The sequence below is a fragment of the Paraglaciecola sp. L3A3 genome (assembly GCF_009796765.1).
Lineage (GTDB): Bacteria > Pseudomonadota > Gammaproteobacteria > Enterobacterales > Alteromonadaceae > Paraglaciecola.
Map to the genome: position 1 here is coordinate 207,841 of NZ_CP047023.1, position 23,119 is coordinate 230,959.

Annotated in this window: 20 protein-coding genes; all 20 read left to right on the forward strand. The window is 38.7% G+C overall.

The genetic code is table 11. From position 1 onward, the window contains the following. The first annotated feature begins 1 nt into the window (after position 1). The 20 genes from GQR87_RS00875 (at position 2) to rng (ending at position 23,111) form a co-directional block, all read left to right on the forward strand. Positions 2-337 carry a hypothetical protein gene (locus GQR87_RS00875; protein WP_158965624.1) on the forward strand — a complete coding sequence of 112 codons (336 nt, stop codon included), beginning with the start codon at positions 2-4 and terminating at the stop codon, positions 335-337. Beyond that, on the forward strand, positions 327-2,000 hold the full coding sequence (gene mshL / locus GQR87_RS00880) for a pilus (MSHA type) biogenesis protein MshL (RefSeq protein ID WP_199271669.1): 1,674 nt from the start codon (positions 327-329) through the stop codon (positions 1,998-2,000). The genes GQR87_RS00875 and mshL overlap by 11 nt, the downstream gene beginning before the upstream one ends. A 3-nt stretch (positions 2,001-2,003) precedes the next feature. Further along, positions 2,004-2,912 carry an ExeA family protein gene (locus tag GQR87_RS00885; protein ID WP_158965626.1) on the forward strand — a complete coding sequence of 303 codons (909 nt, stop codon included), beginning with the start codon at positions 2,004-2,006 and terminating at the stop codon, positions 2,910-2,912. Next, positions 2,909-3,994, forward strand: a complete 1,086-nt coding sequence (locus tag GQR87_RS00890; RefSeq protein WP_158965628.1) for a lipopolysaccharide assembly protein LapB — start codon at positions 2,909-2,911, stop codon at positions 3,992-3,994. The genes GQR87_RS00885 and GQR87_RS00890 overlap by 4 nt, the downstream gene beginning before the upstream one ends. Beyond that, on the forward strand, positions 3,991-5,841 hold the full coding sequence (locus GQR87_RS00895; protein ID WP_158965630.1) for a GspE/PulE family protein: 1,851 nt from the start codon (positions 3,991-3,993) through the stop codon (positions 5,839-5,841). Before GQR87_RS00890 ends, GQR87_RS00895 begins: the two co-directional genes overlap by 4 nt. After that, positions 5,834-7,060, forward strand: coding sequence for a type II secretion system F family protein (locus GQR87_RS00900; RefSeq protein WP_158965632.1), 1,227 nt, complete (start codon positions 5,834-5,836; stop codon positions 7,058-7,060). Before GQR87_RS00895 ends, GQR87_RS00900 begins: the two co-directional genes overlap by 8 nt. A gap of 4 nt (positions 7,061-7,064) precedes the next feature. Then, a complete protein-coding gene (locus GQR87_RS00905) occupies positions 7,065-7,595 on the forward strand; it encodes a hypothetical protein (RefSeq protein ID WP_158965634.1) in 531 nt (176 codons plus the stop codon). A 25-nt stretch (positions 7,596-7,620) separates the two neighbouring features. Next, positions 7,621-8,253, forward strand: coding sequence for a prepilin-type N-terminal cleavage/methylation domain-containing protein (locus tag GQR87_RS00910; RefSeq protein ID WP_158965636.1), 633 nt, complete (start codon positions 7,621-7,623; stop codon positions 8,251-8,253). 117 nt (positions 8,254-8,370) lie between these two features. Next, on the forward strand, positions 8,371-8,895 hold the full coding sequence (locus tag GQR87_RS00915) for a prepilin-type N-terminal cleavage/methylation domain-containing protein (protein ID WP_158965638.1): 525 nt from the start codon (positions 8,371-8,373) through the stop codon (positions 8,893-8,895). 83 nt (positions 8,896-8,978) lie between these two features. Further along, complete coding sequence (locus tag GQR87_RS00920; RefSeq protein ID WP_158965640.1) at positions 8,979-9,533, forward strand: type II secretion system protein; 555 nt, start codon at positions 8,979-8,981, stop codon at positions 9,531-9,533. Next, positions 9,520-10,086 (forward strand): prepilin-type N-terminal cleavage/methylation domain-containing protein, encoded by a 567-nt coding sequence (locus GQR87_RS00925; protein ID WP_158965642.1) that lies wholly within the window; start codon positions 9,520-9,522, stop codon positions 10,084-10,086. Before GQR87_RS00920 ends, GQR87_RS00925 begins: the two co-directional genes overlap by 14 nt. Further along, positions 10,086-10,943 (forward strand): PilW family protein, encoded by an 858-nt coding sequence (locus tag GQR87_RS00930; RefSeq protein ID WP_158965644.1) that lies wholly within the window; start codon positions 10,086-10,088, stop codon positions 10,941-10,943. The genes GQR87_RS00925 and GQR87_RS00930 overlap by 1 nt, the downstream gene beginning before the upstream one ends. Further along, positions 10,933-11,364, forward strand: a complete 432-nt coding sequence (locus GQR87_RS00935; RefSeq protein WP_158965646.1) for an MSHA biogenesis protein MshP — start codon at positions 10,933-10,935, stop codon at positions 11,362-11,364. Before GQR87_RS00930 ends, GQR87_RS00935 begins: the two co-directional genes overlap by 11 nt. Positions 11,365-11,413: 49 nt before the next feature. After that, positions 11,414-16,306, forward strand: coding sequence for a LamG domain-containing protein (locus GQR87_RS00940; protein ID WP_158965648.1), 4,893 nt, complete (start codon positions 11,414-11,416; stop codon positions 16,304-16,306). A gap of 177 nt (positions 16,307-16,483) precedes the next feature. Further along, positions 16,484-18,346 (forward strand): formylglycine-generating enzyme family protein, encoded by a 1,863-nt coding sequence (locus GQR87_RS00945; RefSeq protein ID WP_158965650.1) that lies wholly within the window; start codon positions 16,484-16,486, stop codon positions 18,344-18,346. Between the two features lie 312 nt (positions 18,347-18,658). Then, positions 18,659-19,702, forward strand: a complete 1,044-nt coding sequence (locus GQR87_RS00950; RefSeq protein ID WP_158965652.1) for a rod shape-determining protein — start codon at positions 18,659-18,661, stop codon at positions 19,700-19,702. A gap of 59 nt (positions 19,703-19,761) precedes the next feature. Next, a complete protein-coding gene (gene mreC / locus GQR87_RS00955) occupies positions 19,762-20,610 on the forward strand; it encodes a rod shape-determining protein MreC (protein ID WP_158965654.1) in 849 nt (282 codons plus the stop codon). Continuing rightward, on the forward strand, positions 20,607-21,083 hold the full coding sequence (mreD, locus tag GQR87_RS00960) for a rod shape-determining protein MreD (RefSeq protein ID WP_158965656.1): 477 nt from the start codon (positions 20,607-20,609) through the stop codon (positions 21,081-21,083). The genes mreC and mreD overlap by 4 nt, the downstream gene beginning before the upstream one ends. A gap of 2 nt (positions 21,084-21,085) precedes the next feature. Continuing rightward, the gene (locus tag GQR87_RS00965; protein WP_158965658.1) at positions 21,086-21,658 is read left to right on the forward strand and encodes a nucleoside triphosphate pyrophosphatase; all 573 of its coding nucleotides are present in this window, start codon (positions 21,086-21,088) and stop codon (positions 21,656-21,658) included. After that, positions 21,648-23,111 carry a ribonuclease G gene (gene rng / locus GQR87_RS00970; protein ID WP_158965660.1) on the forward strand — a complete coding sequence of 488 codons (1,464 nt, stop codon included), beginning with the start codon at positions 21,648-21,650 and terminating at the stop codon, positions 23,109-23,111. Before GQR87_RS00965 ends, rng begins: the two co-directional genes overlap by 11 nt. Positions 23,112-23,119: the final 8 nt, after the last annotated feature.

Sequence of the window (23,119 nt, forward strand, 5' to 3'; positions counted from 1 at the left end):
GATGCGACTACTATTTTTTATATTTCTGTGCTTAAGCCAGATTACTTTCGTTGCAGCAAAAACATTGATCGACCCAACTAAACCTCAAGGTGCTTTTCATCAGAAAAAAATGCAAGATGAAGTAAGCTCCGCACTAGTACTTAATGCTGTTTTTATAACGGGTCAAAGTAAGTATGCAGTAATTAATGGAAAGCAATATCGAGTAGCAGACTTTGTACAAGGTAATAAAGTGATTTTGATTAGTCAAAATCAGGTAATACTCAATACAGATAGTGGCGAAAAAACACTATTTATAAATAACCACAATATTAAAAAAGATATCAACAATGGTTTTTAAAAAATTATTATTTATTAGTTTGGTGATTGTAACTTGTGGCTGTCAAACTCCACCTCAAAAGAGTGCTGTGGAGAATTCTCTAGATTCTGCGATTGCCGAATTTGATCAGCAAAAAAATACAACGGCTAAATCTCTTGATTCAATACCTGATGAAGTGAATCAAGCTTTATTGCCGAAAACAACTGAAACACCTGAGCAACTCTTTGGCGTAGTAAAGTACGATATCAATGCGCAACAACTGCCAGCCGCTGTATTTTTTAGCAGCATAGTAAAAGATACCCCTTTTAGTGTGGCTATTCACCCAGAAGTGACGGGCGATATTTCATTAGATTTAAAACAAGTAGCGCTAAATGATGTATTTGATTTAGTTGCAGAACTTTACGGTTACGAAATTGAGCGTAAACAAAATATTTATCGTATCTATCCGTCAGGTATGCGCACCGAAACTTTTGCAGTTAATTATTTATTAATGAAAAGAAATGGTACTACCCAAACAAGTATAACCTCGGGTGGTGTATCACAAGTTGCTTCGAGCAGTAGCGGTAATAGTAGTAATCAAAGTGGTACTAGCTCTCAAAATAACTTCAGTGGCAATAGTAACAGTAGTAATAGCAGTGGTGGCAACAGTTCTAATTCTAATAGTGGTAATGGCACAAACATTTCGACTAGCACTGATACCGATTTTTGGTCGGATTTATTGGCAACTTTAGAGACAATGATCCCTGAAGGGGATGGCAGAAGCGTGATGGTTACACCACAAGCAGGATTAGTGACAGTGCGAGCACTACCTGGTGAGATTCGCTCAATAAAGGCTTTTCTAGATGTGTCTGAAGAAATAGTGCAAAGACAAGTTATCTTAGAAGCTAGAATTATTGAAGTATCCTTAGATGACGGTTACCAACAAGGGATAAATTGGGGACAGATCTTGGCTAATAGTGGCTCGACAGATTTCCAGTTTTCAACTACAGCAGGCACCATTGGTAACTCAATCAGCGCAGCTTTAGGTAATGTCACAAGCTTGTCTTTTGTTAATAAAGATTTCTCGGGTGTTTTATCCTTATTATCAACTCAAGGTAATGTTCAGGTTCTGTCTAGCCCAAGAGTCACTGCGACTAATAATCAAAAAGCTGTGATTAAAGTGGGTGATGACGAATATTTTGTTACTGACGTATCCAGCCAAAGTACCATTTCATCAAGTAGCACATCTGTAGTTCCAAATATTGAACTAACTCCATTCTTCTCTGGTATTGCTTTAGATGTGACCCCGCAAATTAATCAGTATGATGAAGTGTTGTTACATGTGCATCCTTCAGTGATAGAAACACAAGAACAAGAGAAAGTGGTTACTTTAAACGAAGAGCAATACATTTTACCGTTAGCACAAAGTAACATTCGAGAGTCAGATACTGTTATTAAAGCTAAATCGGGAGAAATTGTGGTAATAGGCGGCCTTATGCAATCCATTATTTCTACTTCCGAATCTCAAACTCCTTGGTTAGGTGATATTCCAGTATTTGGTAATTTATTTAAAAGCAAACAAGAAAAAGAAGTGAAAAAGGAATTGATCATTTTGATTCGACCTACAGTTGTTAATAATAATACTTGGAAACAGGAATTACGCCGCAGTCGAGATCAAATGGCTGACTGGCTTTTAGTGGATTAAACCATGTATTTATACCACTACGGTATTAAAGAATTACCCTTTACTCTAACTCCCAATACTAGTTATTTCTTTGGCTTACCTAGTCATAAAGAAGCGATTCAAGTTTTACTTACCGCTTTAAAAACCGGAGAAGGGTTTATTAAAGTCACCGGTGAAGTAGGAACAGGTAAAACTTTAATCTGTAGAAAGTTGCTAAACGAATTACCTGATCATTTTGTTGCTGCTTATATCCCAAATCCATATTTAACCCCAAGTGAATTACGCCGAGCCGTCGCTAACGAGTTAAACGTAGTATTGACTGACCAAGCCGATCAGCAAGAGTTCACCCAGCGTATTCAACAACGCCTTATACAAATTAATCAAAGTAATAGAGGCGTGGTGTTAATAATTGATGAAGCACAAGCATTACCCGTAGAAAGTATTGAAGCATTAAGGCTAGTTACTAATTTAGAAACTGAAACTAGAAAGCTAATTCAAGTGGTGTTATTTGGACAGCCAGAGTTAAATGATAAATTAGCCTTACCTGAGTTAAGACAATTAAAACAGAGAATTACCTTTGCCTATTCTTTACGTTTAATGGATGCCGATCAAGTTTATCAATATGTGAAGCATAGGATGTTGGTGGCGGGTTATAAAGGGGCTGAAATATTTGATCGAACTTGTTGTAAATTATTATATAAAGCCAGTCAAGGAACCCCTCGAATTGTAAATGTATTATGTCATAAAGCCTTGATGTTAGCTTACGGTGAGGGACAGCTGAAAATTACTGAAGCTTATTTAAAATTGGCGATTAAAGATACAGAAGCGGCAATTCCAATCTCCAATAGAATGAATATAGTCCTTTACAGTGTGCTATTAATTGTATTCATAATTGTGGCTGGGTACTTTGGTTTTATGAGGTTTTTCTCATGAGTGTGATCAACAAGATGTTAAAAGATCTTGAATCTAGAGAGTCACAAACTGAGGCGATAAACGCCGACTATCAACCACCTGAAAAAAAGTCTTCTAAAATTAGAGTTATACTTCTACTAATCATTGCCGTGGCGGCTATCGCTTATGCGATATTGAGCAATTCTAGACATATGAAAGATGAAGCTCCTTTATCAATAAAATTAAAAGATACTGTACCGGTAGCTGAGCCTAAAATAGTTAAAAAGATGCAAAGTGTTGAGCTTAAAGATATACCTAAAACCCAACAGACTAAGCCTGTTTTAGTATTTGATGATGGAGTAATTCAACAACCTGTGGGAAAAAAAGTTGAGCAAGGAGAGATAGAACAAAGCTCACAAATAGTCACTGTAGAGATACCCACACCAGATGTAGAAGCAAGAACAATAGTTGAACCAGTGACTGAAAATCCTATTGTCGAGAATAAACCTAGAAAAAAGCCAGCGACATTTAGCATGAGTGGTAGCGGTCAAGATAAAAGGTTGGCAGAGCTCAAACAAAATATTTCAGAAAATCTTGCCGCAGGTAATACGACTCAAGCAAGCTCATTACTTGCAACATTATTGAAGTCTGAGCCAGACAATATAAATGCTCGAAAAAAACTTGCATCATTAAAGTTCTCGCAAGGAAATTATGTTCAAGCAAAACTATTATTAATTGAGGGTGTGGAAGTCTTTCCAGAAAGAACAGACTTTCGCTTGATGCTTGCCCGCGTTTATGTGGCACAAGAGCAGCCCAATCAGGCAATGAAAGCTATTAGTGGATTTCAACCCAAAATTGATACAGAAGAGTTTTTAGCCTACAGAGCAGGTTTGGCAAGACAGCTTAAACAAATTGATTTAGCCAAAACTGACTACTTAACCTTAACAGAAATTTCACCATCTAATGGCAAGTGGTGGTTAGGATTAGGCATAATTGAGGATCAAACTGGCAATTATGATGCCGCGCTTCCGGCTTATCAGAAGGCATTACGATCTAATCAGTTAGAAAATGCAGTTAACGCTTTTGTTGAGCAAAGAATACAAATATTGTTGGAGGCTGAATGAAAGCGAAAGTAAAAATACGCTTAGGTGATTTACTATTACAAAATGGCATTATTACTGAAGATCAGTTAACCCAAACTTTGGCAGCACAAAAGCAGTCAGGTCGTAAACTAGGTGTGATGTTGATCGAATTGGGATTTGTAACGGAAGAGCAGTTGCTTTCGTTTTTATCTCAACATTTAAAAGTTCCCCATATAGATATTAATCAATATAACGTCACTAGTGCGGCGGTTAATTTATTGCCTGAAGTGCAGGCTAGACGTTATCGAGCTTTAGTTCTAGAGGATAAGGGCGACCGGCTTTTAGTTGGAATGAGTGACCCTGCTGACCTTGCTGCAATTGATGTATTGTCTAGGTTGTTACCAAAGCCCATAGATGTGGCGGTAGTCAGTGACAGTCAGTTGCTGCAAGCCTATGATAATTTATATCGCCGTACCGATGAAATAGCTTCTTTCGCCCAAGAACTGGCAGAAGAATATCAAGATGATAACGAATTTGATTTTGATACAGGTGTGGGTGATGAACAAGATACAACTGTAGCAAGGTTATTACAGTCTATATTTGAAGATGCTATTCAAGCAAAAGCCTCTGATATTCATATTGAACCCGATGAAGCTATGTTACGTATACGTATGCGGGTAGACGGCGTGTTACAAGAAAATGTAATAAAAGAAAATAATATTGCTTCTGCTTTAGTACTCAGACTCAAATTAATGTCTGGTTTAGATATTTCAGAAAAACGATTACCTCAAGATGGCCGCACGAGTATACGTATTAAAGGCCATTTAGTTGATGTCAGGGTGTCGACTATGCCGATTCAAGGCGGTGAATCTGTGGTGATGAGATTACTAGATCAGTCTGCTGGGATATTAAGTTTAGAACAAACAGGTATGCCAACCGCTTTATTGACTCGTTTTAGAAGTTTGTTACACAGACCTCACGGCATGATTTTGGTTACTGGTCCTACAGGGTCTGGTAAAACGACTACCTTGTATGGCGCTTTAAGTGAATTAAATAATGCGGCAACAAAAATTATTACTGTTGAAGATCCTATTGAATATCGATTGCCGCGAATTAACCAAGTACAAACCAATAATAAGATTGGCTTAAGTTTTTCTAATATTCTACGTACTACTTTAAGACAAGATCCCGACATTATTATGGTGGGAGAAATGCGAGATCAAGAAACAGCAGAAATTGGTCTGCGAGGGGCATTAACAGGTCACTTAGTGTTATCTACTTTGCACACCAATGATGCAGTAAGTAGCGCCATTCGATTATTAGACATGGGCGCTCCTGGTTATTTAGTGGCTAGTTCATTGCGAGCAATCGTCGCACAAAGATTAGTAAGAAAAATTTGCACCAACTGTAGTACTAACTATCAATTAAATAATGAACAGCGTTTTTGGCTTTATAGTTTAGACAAAAACTTAGATGCAATATCTTTCAAAAAAGGTCGGGGTTGTCAGAACTGTAACCAAACAGGATACAAAGGACGTGTTGGTGTCTTTGAATTATTAGAGATGACCGAGAGCATGATGAATGCACTGAAAATGAATGACACAGTTGCATTTACTCAAAACGCTGAAAAAAGTACAGGTTTTGTGCCTTTGGCGAAAGTCGCATTAATGTATGCCAAGATGGGGATTACTACTGTCGATGAGGTGTTAAAATTGATTGAGATGGTATCGGATGATCGTATAGAAAATAAACCGGACGAAGAAAATATGCTGGAACCTAACCTAGAAGTCGATACCGAGAGTGATGCCCCCAAAGAGAGTTTAAAACCTGAAAATACAACTCTAGAGTTAGCTCCTAAAGATGATCCATTGGGGCCTTACAATGGCTAATTTTAATTATAAAGCTCGAAAACCTTCTGGTGAGCTAGCAACTGGAATCTTAGAAGCTGCAGATGCAAAAGCTGTCGCACTCATTTTGTCTGGACGAAACTTTATACCAATTGAAATAACCAAAAGCCAAGATGCGGAGCAAAATGTCTCTACGGAACTGGGTATTTCAATATTTACACCTGCTATTAAATTAGAAGATTTAGTTATATTTTCTCGACAAATGTATTCTTTAGCCAAGTCAGGAATTCCGATTTTAAGAGCCGTGAAAGGCTTAGCTGACACAACTAGCTCTAAACGTATGAAGTTAGCTTTGTACGATGTAGGAGAAGGCTTAGAGCGGGGTAGAACCCTGTCGACGGCATTAAATAAACACCCACAAGTATTTAATAAATTATTTGTCAGTATGGTCCATGTTGGCGAAAACACAGGTAAATTAGATGATGCATTTCTGCAGCTAGGCTTTTATCTCGAAAGAGAGTTAGAAACCCGTAAACAAATTAAGTCTGCTACTCGTTATCCTATGTTTGTACTGATTGCTATCGTGATTGCTATGGTAATTATGAATATGGTGGTTATTCCTATTTTTGCTGATATGTTTAAATCTTTTGGTGCTGAATTGCCCTTGATGACTAGGATCTTGCTTAGTACTTCAGAGTTTTTTATGACCAAGTGGCATTATTTGTTAGTTATTGTTTCTGTGTGTATTTTTTTATTGGCCAAGTATTTGCAAACCGATAGCGGTCAATATAAGTGGGATAAAACTAAGTTACGTTTGCCCATAGTTGGCAGTATTTTTGAGCGTACTTTGTTAGGTCGCTTTTCTCGTAGTTTTTCTATGATGTTGGTTTCTGGGGTTCCTTTAACGTCTGCTTTAAATTTAGTTTCTGAAGCTGTAGATAATAGTTTTATGGCAGATAGAGTGATCACTATGCGAAAAAACATTGAAAAAGGTGAAAGCCTGTCTAGAGTAGCTAGTAGTAGCCAGTTATTTACTCCTTTGGTTTTGCAAATGATCAATGTAGGTGAGGAAACGGGACGAGTAGATGAGTTGTTGTCAGAAGCGGCAGAATTTTATGAACGGGAAGTTGATTACGATTTAAAAAGTTTGACAGCTAAAATTGAGCCTTTATTGATTATGGTCGTAGCTGCTATGGTTTTAGTTCTAGCGTTAGGGATTTTCACTCCTATGTGGGACATGATGAGTGCCATAAAAGGGTAAAAAAGTGCAAAAAAATGAAGCCGCTCTAGAACGTAATAGAAGTTTATTTATTAACATCTTAGTGGTTGTGGTATTTTTGAGCTTAACAGCTGTTTTTATTCATTATTTGTATAATAGTTCGGCAGATATTCGTCGCTTGTCTTTAGAGAAGCTAGCGGATACATTTAGTGCTAGTGTTAATAATGCACATTGGCAGTGGCAAGCAGAAGGCCGCCCAGAAAAACTTATGGTAAGCACCTATTCCAGTCAATTAGGTGAAGGGAAAAAGTTAGTTGAGACTAAAAGCCAGTCGATTTTGATGAGTGTTCAAGGCTGGCCTAAAACCGAGACTAATGTTAATGGATGTATAAAAATTTGGAATATGATGCTGGGATTTCCTCTTGAACTTGAAGGGCTTGAGGTACTTGTGGACTACTATGATGGAAAGTCGATAACGGGTAATAGTATTGATGAAATTTGTCGATATCGATTATCTTCAGGTGCGTATTTTGAATATAAAATGAATTTAGGCCAAGTGTTACAAATAAAAAATTAAACTTAGATTTTGTTGGAGTATATAAATGTTAATTAATGACGATAGGCTAAATAGTCTGAAACAAATGAAGCAAACGCAACAAGGTTTTACCCTGATTGAATTAGTCATAGTTGTGGTTATTTTGGGCTTGTTGGCTGCTACTGCATTACCAAGATTACTCGATGTGACGACCGATGCCGAGGACGCTACAGTAGAAGGCGTTGCTGGCGGATTTGCCACTGGGGTTGGCCTAGCAAGGGCACAGTGGGAGTTAGAAGGAAGGCCTAAAGAAAATAATGGTTCTAATTCAACTTTTATTACCATTGAAAGTATCCAAGTTGGCATCGACAAAGATACTGGATACCCTACAGGACAACTTAGCACTGACAGTAGCAGTGAAGATGATGTGGTAAGTGTGTTGGATTGTGAAAGTATTTTTAATTTGATTATGCAAAGTGCACCTACTATTTCTTCAAATTGGGCCAATCGCCCTTTTGAGAATTATCGCTATTTTACTCGTGTTAACACTGATGCAGGATCTGGTGGTAATGATGTTTGCTATTATTATTTAACCCAAACTATTAAAAATCGTACAACTGAACCAGTTGATAATACTGTTGGTAATGGCTTTATTTATGACCCACGCATTGGGCAAGTTATTGTCTTTAGTAATAATTAATTATTATTAGGTAAGAAATTACATACCTAAAGTAAATGGGTTTAAAAGGGCATTGATGGTATAAACCCTATACATTCTATAAAATATAAAATATTTAGCATCAAAGAGGATAGGTTTATGCAACAGCAACGCGGGTTTACATTAATTGAATTAATTATTGTGATTGTAATTTTAGGCATTCTAGCAGTAACGGCTGCTCCTAAATTTATCGATATTCAAGGTGACGCTAGAGCCGCAACTTTGCAAGGGGTTAAGGCTGCTCTGCAGGGCGGAGCCCAACTAGTTTATGCCAAATCGGCCATTGCCGGAGAGCAAAAAACAGCGGCTGCAGGGGATTCTACTTCTCAGGTTTCAGTTGGCGGGCAAACTGTCGAAACTGATTACGGATATCCAGATGCAGAAGCTGCGACTGCTACTACATTGTCTGGTTGGGTAGAATTAGCAACAAGTGACTTTACTTTTACGGTGGGTGCGGGTGGCACAACCTCAGCGGTAGGAACATTTACCATCCATCCTGCTGATGCCAATACAATCGATTTAACGCTTACCGCCGCTACTGGCGCAAGCTGTCATGTGCTTTATACTGAATCGACGGGTGAGAATGTTGCTCCGGTTGTTACTCTAGTCACAGGTGGCTGTTAGTTGTAAATTTAGGTTATTAAAATGGGAGCAAGCCTAGCTCCCTTTTGTTTGTGTGGCGTTTTAGATTGTTAGACGAGGGTGATATGAAATTGACTAGTTCATTACCTCGACAAAAATATCGAGCTTATACTCTTATTGAACTGATTGTGGTTATAACCTTAATTAGTGTGTTAGCTGTTACTGCTTACAGTCGGTTTTCAACTTCATCTGGTTACGCAGAATACACTTACCAAGCCCGCTTAATATCTGCGTTACGTAATATGCAAACTCGTGCAATGTTTGATACTCGAGATGATCTTTGTTTTCAGATTAACTTTAGTGAGTCTCCCTCGGCATTTGGCCTCCCTGAATTAGATTACCAAACTCCTAGTGTGACATCTGCTACTTGTAATACTGCCATTGACTATTCGAATCCTGATTACTTAACAACGTCAGCTAGTGAAATGTCAGATGAAAGTGTAAATTTACTGGCGCAAGATTCAACGGGTACATCTTATGGGTATATACGTTTTGATTCATTAGGCCGTCCACAAACTAACACTAGTAGTTGTGACTCTACCTGTGTCATCGAGCTTATTGGCGAATCTACTGTCAAAGTTTGTGTCGAATCAGAAGGCTACATTCATGCCTGTGAATAAATTGAGAGGGTTTACCCTAGTTGAGTTAGTAATAGGCTTAGTCGTCTTTGCTATTGCGATGACACTGTTTGTGTCATTAATGGCGCCTCAGGCTATTCGCAGTGTTGACCCTATATTCCAAGTACGGGCTACTGAATTGGCTCAGTCGCTCATGAACGAAATTGCCAGTAAACCCTTTGATGACAACTCTAGTCGAACAGGTGAAGTGTTGCGTTGTAATGAAGGTGGTAATCCATGTACGCAAAGTCAAGATTTAGGGCCGGATGAGAGTAGAGAGTTGTTTAATGATGTAGACGATTATCACGGTTTGTCGGCTTCTGGTACAGATTTCAAACAGAATGCAATGGGTAGCAATATAGCGCTCGATGGAGCCGACTTGTATGCTGGATTTAGTTTGGCGGTCACTGTATTTTATGACGACAACATGGATGGGGTAGATGATGCTATAGTGGGCGGTGGGAACTATGTGGGTAATACTAAATTTATCCAAGTGCGAGTGATTACTCCCAATGACGAAGAACTTATTTTTAGTACCTTCAGGAGCAATTATTAGTGGCTCTTGTCCTTCGTTCCTCAAATACCAAAGGTTTTACTCTTATAGAATTAATTACAGTCATTATTGTACTGGGTGTTGTGTCTATAGGTGTTTCGGGGGTCATTCGCTCTGGTATGGGAATTTATGCTGATGTTATTGAACGAGATCAAATATTAAGTGAAAGTCGCTTTGTGGTTGAAAGATTAAACCGTGAGTTACGACAGGCTATTCCAAATAGTGCACGAATTAAATCTAACGGAAGCAATAGTATTCAATGTATCGAGTTTGTACCGGCACTTTGGACCAGTTTTTATACTTCCTTATCTGTTTACCCTGAAATTACCACAGCAGCTACAATAGTCGAGTTTGCCGATAATCCTGCTGGTTTTCAATTATCCACTTCAGACACTGATTATGCTTTTGTTTACCCTACCAGTAACGATGATATTTATAATTCTGCTAATAACAAAAAACATGAGGTTCTAAGCTGCACCGATACAGATGATAATGACTGTAGCACTGCTAATTCTGCTGAACATACAGCCAGTTTGACTTTATCAGGTACATTTGCCGATTATTCTCCTGCATCAAGATTATATTTTGCGCGCTATGCTGTCAGTTATTGTGCCCACAATACTGGAGAAATAAGACGCCACCAAACTGGCATTGATTTGGAGCAAACAGCTTATTCATCAGGAGGCATATTAATGGCAACTGGTTTAGTTAATGAACTGACTGATGACGATGAATTACCTTTTAAAATAGTCGGCCCTAGTCTGACTAGAAACGGTTTAGTCAATTTGTTATTAGCTTTTGAGCGGAATGAAGAAATAGTCAATTATAATATTGAGGTACATATCCCTAATGTACCTTAACCTATTTAAATCCCCTTACAGTATTAAAAACCAACAAGGTAGCATGTTGGTGATAGCCTTATTTGTGATTATTGTATTTGGCTTATTAGCGGTCACTATGACTCGGTTATTATCATCATCCTCAGAAACCGTTATTTATGAAGTATTAGGCCAACGAGCATTAAATGCTGCAAGAACTGGAGTGGAATGTAGCTTAGCGGCTAAATATCCCATATCGGGTGCCAGCGCATATTGTGTTCATTCAGTACCAATGGAAGGATTGTTAGGATTAAATAATTGTAGTTATACAGTGACTTCTAATGATGTTGCAGTAACAGATAATGGAACCATTTATAATTATTCAAAATTCATTAGTACTGGTCGTTGTGAAGCTGGAAATTATATAGTGACTCGTGAGGTTTATGTTGATGCTATGGAATAAATTTAGGCCTCTCCTGTCTAGCTCCTTATCTATAATTCTGGCTTTGATCTTGTGCTTTGTCTGTAGAATTGGATTTTCAGCAGAATTAGTTGCTTTTTATGAATTTGAACAAGACACATGGAGCAATTCGGCTAGCGTTTTAGACTCAACAGCGAACAGTAAGCATGGCTCACCTCTTGGCTCTATTGCCCCTTATTTTGACAATTTAGAGCAGAAATCTTGTTCCGCATTAACTGTCGGTTTTAATAATTCAAATAGTGAAATTAACGCTGTCGATACTGGCGTCAATATTAACGACTTGGGAAATAATGGCACGATTTCTTTTTGGTATAAAAGCAATGAAGATTGGTCTGGAGGCGGGGATAGGCAGTTACTTGATGCTAGTTTAGGGAGCCCTGATAATAAGTATTTCTTTCTTGTATTACGTTCTAATGGTTCATTAAGGTTTGGTCTCGAATACAATGGCGATGATGATTTGTATTCTACCACTGAGACTTATGCCTTTGCTGCTGATGAATGGGTGCATATTGCGGTCACATGGGATCCTATAAATGCCGCGTTACAACTATATATTAATGGTCAAAAGGCCAGTACAACTGATTATATTGAAACCCCAGGTGGTAGTACATTAGATGGGATGGGGACATTGTTTATCGGGGATAATCGTTCTACTTACGCGGTAAATGGTTCAAGCGCTAATTCTGCAAATGGTTCATTTGACGATGTGAGAATTTACAATTTTGTACAAGATAAAACGGCTATAGATTCAGACATGCAGGATGTATCTATTTGTATAAAAGATTTACTCGCTGAGTACCGCTTTGAAGAAGATTATTGGGATGGGACGGTTGATGAAGTTTTAGACAGTTCGGGCAACGATTATCATGGTGTTGTGACTAATAATTCCACAGCTAAATTTTCGTCACCTGCTTTACCAGGAAAATTAGGGACTTGTGGTTACGCAAGTCAAAATGATGGCTCAATACAAGTGACAGGTTTGCCTTTAGATACAATTACCGATGGCAGCAAAACAACCGTTACTTTCTGGATGAACTGGGATGGGACTGAAAGTTCAATGCCTATTGGCTGGAATGGTCATGATATTTGGATAGTTGGTGGCTCCATAGGATTTAATACCGGCAGTAGCGATGTATATGGCATTTCAAGTGCTGGCTTAGCTAATACGTGGCATCATTTCACAGTTGAATTTACTAACGGTAGTGTAACCGATAATCGTATATACCTAGACGGCGTAGAACAAACGTTAACTCAACGTCAGGGTACTCCGAATTTAAGTCAAGCTTACGTAGACAACACGCTACGGATTGGCGGTTGGTCAAACGATAGGAACTATGACTTTCATGGGCTAATTGATGAAGTGCGTGTATATGAAAGTGATTTAACCACAACTCAAATCGAACTTATTATGAATGAGCGACATGCGTGCCCTACCAAACCCATTGCCGAATATCGTTTTGATGAACTTCTGTATAACGATTTAGATGATGTAGTAGTTGATAGTGTTGGAGGCGCAAACGGTCAAGCCTTATCCGCTACAGTAGTTGAAGGTAAGGTATGTAATGCGGTGGACTTGACAGCCACTGGGATAGAAGATTACTTAATTTTAGATGAAAATGTTTTAACTGGGCAAACTGACTTTACCTTGTCGGTTTGGGCCAAAACAGATAAACAAAGCCATCAAAGTATATTGTCGGGTGCAGGAGCCAAGAATAATGAATTAATTATGTGGTTTCTCGATAATGATAGCTTTAGGCCCCATTTAAAAGATGAGAACAATGGTGATGTATCCATCGCACCTATAGATGATGATAATTGGCATCATTTAGTTTGGACTCGCGAGGGGGATCAAAGTTGTATTTATCAAGACAAAATTTTTAGAGGATGTGTTACCCAATTAACAGGCACTCTTGATATTCAGAGTTTAATTGTAGGCCAAGAGCAAGACAGTATCGGTGGGGGATTTGATGCCTCGCAAGCTTTTGACGGCTTGTTGGATGAATTTATGGTGTATAACCAAGCCATGAATCAAAGTGAAATTACTGCTCTTTATGACAATCAAGCTGCAGGCCTTAATGCCGATGGTAGTGCAAGAGTATGTCCAGCTCCAGCGAGTTTATTAGTGGAGTATCGTTTTGAAGAAAGTAGCTGGGATGGTACTGCTGACGAAATTTTAGATTATTCGGGTAATGATTTTCATGCTCAAGTCAATCATAACTCGGTACCCGCAACGGCAACACCGGCCTTAGTGGGTAAGTTGGGTACCTGTGGATATGCTAGCCAAAACGATGGAGCCATACAGGTAACAGGTTTACCCTTAGATACCTTGACCGATGGGGTTAAAACCAGTGTTACTTTTTGGATGAACTGGGATGGCACCAATAGTGTTATGCCTGTTGGTTGGAGGTCGCATGATATTTGGATGGTTGGTGGTTCTATGGGGTTTAATACCGGTACTGGGGATCTATATGGGATTTCTAGTGCCGATCTAGCCAATGGTTGGCACCATGTTGTAGTTGAATTTACTAATGGTAGTGTCACAAATAACCGTATTTACATAGATGGTATTGAGCAAGTACTCACTCAACGACAAGGTACACCTACAAAAAGTCGAACTTATATCGATAGTGAATTTCGTATCGGTGGTTGGGCAGCTAATGCTGGATATGATTTTCACGGTTTAATCGATGAAGTTCGGATATATCAAGGTGTTTTAACAACTACAGATGTTCATACTATTATGGATGAACGACACAGTTGCCCTGTTCCCGATCATTATGAAATACAGCACAATGGACAAGGACTGACTTGTGAGGCTGAATCCATGACGATCAAGGCTTGTGCGAATGAAAGCTGTGATACCTTGTATAGTAATGAAACCACAATCAACCTGTCGCCACTTGGCTGGTCGCAAGATTCTTTAGTATTTACTGGGCAGATGACAACTAGCTTAAGCGTCACAAATGCAAGTACGATTACTATGGAAAAAACTAGTGCTAATCCAGATGCACCTTTACGTTGTTTTAATGGTGGCACTGAAACCTGTGAAATAGAGTTTGTCGATTCCGCTTTTGTGTTTTTTGGAAATACAGAAGGAGATTTATTACCCGATCAATTAGCAGAAACAAATTTCCTCAATGTAAACCTGCGTGCAGTAGAAAAGGACACCTCTACTGGTTCTTGTAAAGTAGCATTAATAGGTACCACCAACATAACGTTAGGTTACGACTGCATAAACCCAACAGAAGATAAATGTATCACTCCTTTTTCTGGTATTGCCATTGCCGGAGATGGCACTGGAGAATCAACAGGCGTGTATCCATTAACCTTTGATTCTAATGGTCATGCCGAACTTACTGGCCTAAGTTATGCCGATGCTGGCAGATTGCAGTTGAGTGCTGAAAGTAGTGCTGGTGGTTCAATTTTAAAAGGTTCAGCAACTGTTGATGTCTATCCTAGCTACTTAAAATTAAGCATAACTGACGGAGCATTATTATATACAGGCGCCGGCGATACTGACTTATACAGAGCAGGCTTAGGTTTTAGTTATACAATTGGTGCTTACGGCGAAAATGATAATTTATTGCCAAATTATCAAGCAGAAAATTTAGCACTAAAAGTCATCAGGGATTATCCTATTGTTGCTGACACAGTAGACGGTAATTTTAAATACAAAGATGGGGGGACAGTGACAAGTGCAACTGGCAGCCCTAGTTTTTATAGCGTTAGCGGAGTTGGGTTTACTGATGGCAAATATACTTATGAAACGGCCTATTATAGCGAAACCGGTCGTATTACTTTAGATGTTGAAGACTCAGATTATTTGGCTAACACAATTGCTTCTGAGTCTAGTTTAAGCCTAGGCACCTTTATTCCAGCCTATTACTCAGTGAGCGAAGAGGCAGGAGCTTCAGCTCCTGCTTTGCAAAATACTCATGTTAATGTAAGTAGTAGTAATTTTACTTATCTAGGGCAGGCTATATCATTTTCCAAAGAATCGACTTTATTGATTACCCCTAAAAATGCACTAGACCAAGTCACAAAAAATTATATTTATGGCGGTTGGAACTACGCACCGACTCTAACGGATTTAAAAACCGCTGCTAAATTGAGTTTTACTGATACTAGTAGTTATGTGGGAAGTTCTCAGGTCGTCCATCAAAATGCGCCCATAATGACTACAGTGGCAGCAGAATTTGCTCAGCGTATAGAACTGTTTGATACTCAGGTAACATATAATAAGGTTGATTCTAGTAATCTGATGTATGGTCCTGTTGACCCTTTTGATGCAAAGTTAAATATTAATTTTTTAGCGCCATTTTTTACTGACGAAAATGGAATTTGTTATCGTCAAAATTATGCAGATAGCAGTTGTGATGGTTATTATTTTAATGATGTGGAAGGAGCTAACCTGCGTTTTGGGCGTTTAGCATTGCATAGTAATTACGGCCCTGAAACTGAAGCACTTCAAGTGCCATTAATAGCTGAGTATTATCAAGGTGGGAAATGGTTAACAAATATCGATGATAATCAGACTGCGATTAATTTTGATGAAGCTACTGGGCATTTAATTTTGAAACCTTTAGGCAGTGTTGATTTGACCGATGACCTTAATAATATTTCTAGCGATGGCATTTTGCTGTTGGGGGAAGCTGATAAAATTGGAGATTTAATTTTTAATGGCCCTAATTCGCAAGGCGAAGTCTTATTACAGTTAAATACGCTGTTGGCGCCAACAACTTGGCCTGAATATTTAAATTACGACTGGAATGGAGATAAAGTCATTTGTAATTTAGCGACGTGTCCTGATGGTCCTGACTCTGGTTCTGCTGCAGACGAGACGGATTATCCTAATGCAACTATCAGTTTTGGCTTATTTAGAGGCAATGATCGTATTATTCAGTGGCGAGAGGTGTTTAACTAAGCTTAGAGTAAAGGGGAACCTAGTAAATAAATCAACTTTGCATGTCTAACATGCTTGCGCTTTTTGTTATAACTCAATAGCATAGGCTGACAAAGTTGTGAGTTGGCAGGCTATCGCCTGTTTTGTATCATAACAATAAAAATAGTTGCCATTAGGCAATCAGTTTGGAACCCAATAATGAACCGTATAGCTCAACTGACTTTTATCGTTGCCCTTTCTTTTAGCCAATTTATTTTGGCTGCTTCAGTTTCTGATATTGAACAAAAAATTTCTAGCAAACAATCCGAATATGACAATTACAACAGTAATTTAGATGCTGAAATAGGTGTTGCAGGATCTTTAGAAAGAGAATTGGCTGAATTAAGACAAAATGTCACTTTGGCAGAAGCTGATCGGCAATCAGCTTTGATAGAAATGAATATTCAGTACGAAAAAGTCATTGATAATCCTGATCTAGATATTACCCCTGTGCGTGCAACATACGCAAAAGCGGTAAGAACTCACAAAGCAATTAAAGATGCGATTACAAGTAAATACAATGAATGGCAAACTAAATTACAAGATATTGAGCAAATGCAGGTGTCTAAACATAGCTTGCTAAATACCATTGAAGGGCTGAAAGAGCAATTACATGGCGCCCGTATAGATCGTTTGTACCAAGAGTTTAATCGAAACGAAGCTGTAGTTGTTAGCCATAAAATTGCATGTGATAAAGATGAAACCTTATCTAAATGTACTGAACGAGGTAAATCATTAGCTAAGCAGAAAGCATCAAAACGCTTTTTGGATAGTGTTTACGATAGTTTAAGTGAAGCAGAACAAGCCAAAAAAAGAAGACAAACGACAGACGCTTCAGTTCAAGTTTTACGTAGTGAAGTGGCTGATAGCAACTTTAGTGGTCAAGGTAACTATAACGTTAAGATGAATTTGCAATTGCAAGGCAACTTGAAGCGTTCAGAAGGGTGTGAATTATTAGGTTTAGATAAACGTTATTGTGCCAATGTTAAACGTTCTAAAAATGTTAAAATTTCTGCTGCACCCCCTATACTAGTGACCGACGAGTCTGTTATGTATGAATTAACAGTACGCTCAAATGTGTTTGATGACGAAGTATTTATTAATGGAGTCAGTTATGGCTCAACTAAGTTACAAATCATGTTACCTACTGGTGAACATGAAGTGGAAGTAGTGAAACGTGGGTATGAGCCGAGTCGTCAACAAATTACCTTAAACGAGTCAAAAACTCTTAGGGTTGAATTGGATAGAGCGCAATATCGTTTTAGTAAAGGTGAGCGTATTCAAGATATTTTAGCCGGTGACATTCCAGGACCCAATTTAGTGGTAGTGCCAGCAGGTAATTTCCGTATGGGTGACATCACAGGGTTAGGTTTAGCTAACGAAAGGCCAGTACAAACTAAAAATTTAACACAATCATTTGGTATCAGTGAAACTGAAGTCAGTGTGAAAGAGTTTGAGATATTTGTGAATGCCACAAGTTATGTGACAGACGCTGAAAAAGATAAAGGTTGTGCATCTTACCAAGAAGGAAAAGCGGTGTGGGAAGACAACCGTAATTGGCGTAGTCCTGGTTTTATGCAAAATGAAACTAGTCCTGTAGTTTGTGTGAGTTTAAAGGATGCTCAGGCATATGTTGATTGGATTTCTAAAGCAAGTAGCCACGCATATAAATTGCCAACAGAAGTCCGTTGGGAATATGCCGCTAGAGCCGGTAAAGAAACAGATTACTGGTGGGGTGTAGGCGTAGATACTGATAATGCCAACTGTGGTTGGTGTGGTAGCCAATGGTCTAATGTTAGTACTGCTCCAGTGGGCTCATTTGAACGTAATGACTTTGGTTTGTTTGATACAGTAGGTAACGTTTGGGAATGGACTGTTAGCGATAAAAACGCGAGTAGAGCGGTAGTTCGAGGTGGAGCTTGGAATTTTGCCCCTCGATTAGCTCGGGCGTCAACTCGAATGGAGTTAGATGGTAGCTTCCGTTCAAACTATATTGGTTTTAGAGTAGTAAGAGAACAGTAAATTTATACATAAATTATGTACAAATAAAAATCCCGACTTATTGTCGGGATTTTTTTGTTTGCATATTTTAGGGCAATCCGAATTAGCAAGTATCATAGCAAGACGACTAAATTACTATGCACTCAAAATGATCTAGTGGCTTTATAATTTAGCTATACGGTCATTTATTTACTTAGATTGGTATTACTAACAAAAAAAGTGCCAAAACTGCATTTATTATCATCTTGTTGAACCTCAACCCTTGCTGAAATCTAGGTGCGTTGGTAAAGTTAGCGGATATTTATAAATTACCAACCAGGATTCGGTTTTTCCATGTTTAAGAAGCTTCGGGGAATGTTCTCTAATGATTTGTCCATCGACCTCGGTACAGCAAACACTCTGATTTATATTAAAGATCAGGGAATTGTTCTTAATGAGCCTTCAGTTGTTGCTATTCGTCAAGAGCGAGCCGGTGGACCTAAAAGTGTTGCCGCAGTGGGTCGTGAAGCGAAACAAATGTTGGGTAGAACACCAGGTAACATAAAAGCGATAAGACCTATGAAAGATGGTGTTATTGCAGATTTTTATGTGACTGAAAAAATGTTACAGCATTTTATCAAACAAGTTCATGATAATAATTTTTTACGTCCTAGCCCTAGAGTGCTGGTATGTGTACCTTGTGGTTCAACCCAAGTTGAACGTAGGGCGATTCGCGAATCTGCTCTAGGAGCTGGAGCTCGTGAAGTTTATCTAATTGATGAGCCAATGGCTGCCGCTATTGGAGCGGGCTTACCTGTTTCAGAAGCCACAGGTTCAATGGTAGTAGATATAGGTGGTGGTACCACTGAAGTCGCTATTATTTCATTAAACGGTATTGTTTATTCGTCTTCAGTACGGATCGGTGGTGATAAGTTTGATGAAGCCATCATTTCATATATTCGTCGTAATTTTGGTTCACTTATCGGTGAAGCGACAGCAGAGCGAATTAAGCATGAAATTGGTGCTGCCTATCCTGGTGAAGAAGTGAAAGAAATCGAAGTGCGTGGCCGTAATTTGGCCGAAGGTGTTCCTCGTGGATTTACCCTTAATAGCAACGAAATTTTAGAAGCTTTACAAGAACCGTTAACCGGTATTGTCTCTGCAGTTATGGTTGCTTTAGAGCAATCCCCGCCGGAATTAGCATCTGATATCTCTGAACGAGGCATGGTGTTAACAGGTGGTGGCGCATTATTGAAAGATTTAGATCGTTTGTTGATGGAAGAAACCGGCATTCCTGTTGTAATTGCTGATGATCCTCTAACTTGTGTGGCAAAAGGTGGTGGTAAAGCTTTTGAAATGATCGATATGCACGGTGGCGATCTTTTCAGTTACGAGTAATTGGAAGAAATTTAATATAGTAAGTGAGGCAGCTTTAAGCTGCCTTCAGGCAAACGTACATGAATCTAATGTTTTCTAGAGGTCCCTCTCTACAAAGTCGCCTAGCTCTAGGGTTGTTATTGTCGGTAGCCTTGATCTTGTTTGATCATAAATTCAATGGATTCGGTACAACCCGCGTTTACCTTAATTCTTTGGTGAGTCCATTACAATATTTAGCCAATTTACCCGGCGAAATGTTGAATGCTAGTGCCAATCGCTTGGTCTCTCAGGAACGACTAATAGAAGAAAATGCTAAATTGACTCATGATGCAGTGTTAATGAGTGAGCAGTTGCAACGTTTTACTTTTTTACAGCAAGAAAATGTGCGTTTACGTCGTTTGTTAAACTCTCCTGTGAAAAATGGCACTAAAAAATCAGTTGCTGAATTAATGGCGGTGGATAACAATCCTTACAGTCATCAGATAGTGATAAATAAAGGAGCAATAAACGGCGTTTTTGAAGGACAACCTGTGTTGGATGATAATGGTGTGGTGGGGCAAATCATGCAAGTAAGTTCAACTAATAGTCGGGTGTTATTACTAGCGGATGTCACTCATTCTATTCCTGTTCGAGTTGCACGTAATAATGTACGCTTAGTCGTTTCAGGTTCTGGCAGTTTACGTGAATTATTTATACCTCATGTCCCTCACAGTAGCGATCTAAAAGTGGGGGATTTATTAATATCATCTGGGTTAGGCAATGTATTTCCCGAGGGATATCCAGTGGCGAAAGTTAGTTCAATTATTCGTGATGAAAGCCGACCTTTTGCTCAGGTGACGGCTGTTCCTGTGGCACAACTGGACAGGTTAAAGTATTTATTATTACTCTGGCCTAGTGAAGATTTAACTAAAGAGGCCCTAGCAGAATGAGTTTCCGTAACTATTCTATAGCGCTGAGTCTTATGATTGCCCTGGTGTTACAGATAACACCTATGCCAGCAATAGTTGATCTTTATCGACCTGATTGGGTCATGTTAGTACTGAGTTATTGGGTTTTAGCGTTACCTAACCGAGCGAATGTAGGTGTGGCCTTAGTTGCCGGCTTATTCTTAGATATTCTGGTTGGTACTAGCATGGGAGTACATAGTTTTGCTCTGTGTTTAACCACATATGTTCTGGCTGCCAATTATCAAAGGTTACGAAATTATTCGGTTTGGCAACAATCTATTGTGATTGGATTGCTTAATGCTTTATATAACTTAGTTATCTTTTGGTTATTACATTTATTAACAGATATCTACTTTCTATTTGATTACTTATGGCCTGTAGCAAGTGCTATGGTAATTTGGCCTTGGCTCTTTTGGTTATTACGTAGAATTCGTCGTCAGTTAAGATTACATTAAATATGCTTATTTTAGCATCTCAGTCCCCTCGTCGAGTTGAGTTACTTAAGCAACTTGGTGCTAATTTCATCCAGTGTTCAGTCAACATTGATGAAACTCCAATAATAAATGAAAATCCGAAATCGTATGTTCTTAGAATGGCCAAAGAAAAAGCCCTTACAGGTTTTACTAGAGCTAAAGATAAAACGGCTTGGGTTCTGGGGGCGGATACCAGTGTTGTATTTGAAGGTACTATATTAGGTAAACCGGAAAACAAATCGGCTGCTCACAATATGCTGAAGTTACTGGCTAATAACACCCATCAAGTCTATACCGCAGTGTCTATAACAGGAAATAAACAACAAAAAACGATATTAGTTGAAACTCAAGTGCAATTTGCTCCTCTAACCAATAGTCAGATCGATTGGTATTGGACTACTGGTGAGCCACAAGATAAGGCTGGAAGTTATGGTATACAAGGTTTAGGCGGACAATTTGTGAAACAAATTAGTGGTAGCTATAGTGCAGTAGTAGGCTTACCTTTATATGAAACAAAGTCATTATTAATGGAATTTGGAGTACTGAATGAGTGCTGAATTATTAATTAATGTTACACCGTCTGAATCTAGAGTGGCATTAATCGAAAATGGAATTTTGCAAGAAATTCATATTGAAAGACATACCAAGCGTGGTTTAGTAGGTAATATTTATCGAGGCAAAGTCAGTCGAGTTTTACCTGGTATGCAGGCGGCGTTTGTCGATATCGGTCTAGACAAAGCGGCCTTTTTACATGCATCGGATATTGCTATACATAGTGAAATAGAAGAAGAAATTAATTCTAATCATATTGAAAAGCAAGATATACGAGAGTTAGTCAGAGACGGTCAGAACATTGTTGTACAAGTAGTAAAAGATCAAATAGGCACAAAAGGTGCGAGATTAACTACTGACATAACTATTCCCTCTCGATATCTGGTGTTTATGCCTAGTGTAGAACATGTAGGTGTGTCGCAAAGAATTGAAGATGAAGCAGAAAGAGAGCGTTTAAAAGGGCTAGTTCAAGACTTTTGTAGCGAAAATGGCGGTTTTATTTTACGCACAGCCGCTGAAGGAGTGAAAGCCCAAGAGCTGACACAAGACGCAGATTTTCTAAGGCGCTTGTGGGATAAAATACGTTCAAGAATGAAAAATAAATCTCATATTTTGTACGAAGATTTACCTTTAGCTAGACGGGTTTTACGAGATTTTGTGGGGACCGAACTTGATAGAATACGTATCGATTCGAAGTTGTCCTTTAATGAATTACAACAATTCACTAAAGAATACGCTCCCGAGCTAAATAAGTTATTGGAATATTACCCAGGTGATAGACCTATTTTTGATCTGTATGACGTTGAAAATGAAGCTCAACGTTCATTAGAAAGACGAGTTGATTTAAAATCTGGTGGCTATTTGATCATAGATCAAACTGAAGCTATGACTACAATTGATATTAATACTGGGGCATTTGTTGGGCATCGAAATTTAGAAGAAACCATTTTTAATACCAACATTGAAGCGACTCAAGCTATTGCTAGACAGCTTAGGTTACGTAATTTGGGTGGCATGATATTAATCGACTTTATTGATATGTCGGATGCCGACCATAAAAGACGTGTAATGCACAGCTTAGAGGTCGCATCTAGTAAAGATCGAGCTAAAATTAATATTCATGGCTTTACTCAACTGGGTTTAATTGAAATGACCCGCAAACGTACCCGTGAAAGTTTAGAGCATATTTTGTGTGGTGAGTGCCCGGTTTGTAAAGGTAGAGGGTCAGTCAAAACAGTTGAGACTGTTTGTTTCGAAATCATGCGTGAAATTGTTCGAGTTAACCGCGCTTACGATGCAGATAAATTTGTAGTATATGCCTCACCAGCAGTAGTTGAAGCACTGTTAGGTGAAGAATCTCATATGTTGGCTGAGTTAGAAATGTTTGTCACTAAACAAATTAAAGTACATACAGAAGCTTTATATAGCCAAGATAAATTTGATGTAGTTATGATGTAAATGACACA

Coding starts and splice junctions, on each gene's coding strand:
- GQR87_RS00890 (WP_158965628.1), top strand. CDS start 2,909: ATGAGTGTGATCAACAAGATGTTAAAAGATCTTGAATCTAGAGAGTCA.
- GQR87_RS00950 (WP_158965652.1), top strand. CDS start 18,659: ATGTTTAAGAAGCTTCGGGGAATGTTCTCTAATGATTTGTCCATCGAC.
- mshL (WP_199271669.1), top strand. CDS start 327: ATGGTTTTTAAAAAATTATTATTTATTAGTTTGGTGATTGTAACTTGT.
- GQR87_RS00900 (WP_158965632.1), top strand. CDS start 5,834: ATGGCTAATTTTAATTATAAAGCTCGAAAACCTTCTGGTGAGCTAGCA.
- GQR87_RS00895 (WP_158965630.1), top strand. CDS start 3,991: ATGAAAGCGAAAGTAAAAATACGCTTAGGTGATTTACTATTACAAAAT.
- mreC (WP_158965654.1), top strand. CDS start 19,762: ATGAATCTAATGTTTTCTAGAGGTCCCTCTCTACAAAGTCGCCTAGCT.
- mreD (WP_158965656.1), top strand. CDS start 20,607: ATGAGTTTCCGTAACTATTCTATAGCGCTGAGTCTTATGATTGCCCTG.
- GQR87_RS00965 (WP_158965658.1), top strand. CDS start 21,086: ATGCTTATTTTAGCATCTCAGTCCCCTCGTCGAGTTGAGTTACTTAAG.
- GQR87_RS00885 (WP_158965626.1), top strand. CDS start 2,004: ATGTATTTATACCACTACGGTATTAAAGAATTACCCTTTACTCTAACT.
- GQR87_RS00920 (WP_158965640.1), top strand. CDS start 8,979: ATGAAATTGACTAGTTCATTACCTCGACAAAAATATCGAGCTTATACT.
- rng (WP_158965660.1), top strand. CDS start 21,648: ATGAGTGCTGAATTATTAATTAATGTTACACCGTCTGAATCTAGAGTG.
- GQR87_RS00935 (WP_158965646.1), top strand. CDS start 10,933: ATGTACCTTAACCTATTTAAATCCCCTTACAGTATTAAAAACCAACAA.
- GQR87_RS00925 (WP_158965642.1), top strand. CDS start 9,520: ATGCCTGTGAATAAATTGAGAGGGTTTACCCTAGTTGAGTTAGTAATA.
- GQR87_RS00945 (WP_158965650.1), top strand. CDS start 16,484: ATGAACCGTATAGCTCAACTGACTTTTATCGTTGCCCTTTCTTTTAGC.
- GQR87_RS00910 (WP_158965636.1), top strand. CDS start 7,621: ATGTTAATTAATGACGATAGGCTAAATAGTCTGAAACAAATGAAGCAA.
- GQR87_RS00875 (WP_158965624.1), top strand. CDS start 2: ATGCGACTACTATTTTTTATATTTCTGTGCTTAAGCCAGATTACTTTC.
- GQR87_RS00915 (WP_158965638.1), top strand. CDS start 8,371: ATGCAACAGCAACGCGGGTTTACATTAATTGAATTAATTATTGTGATT.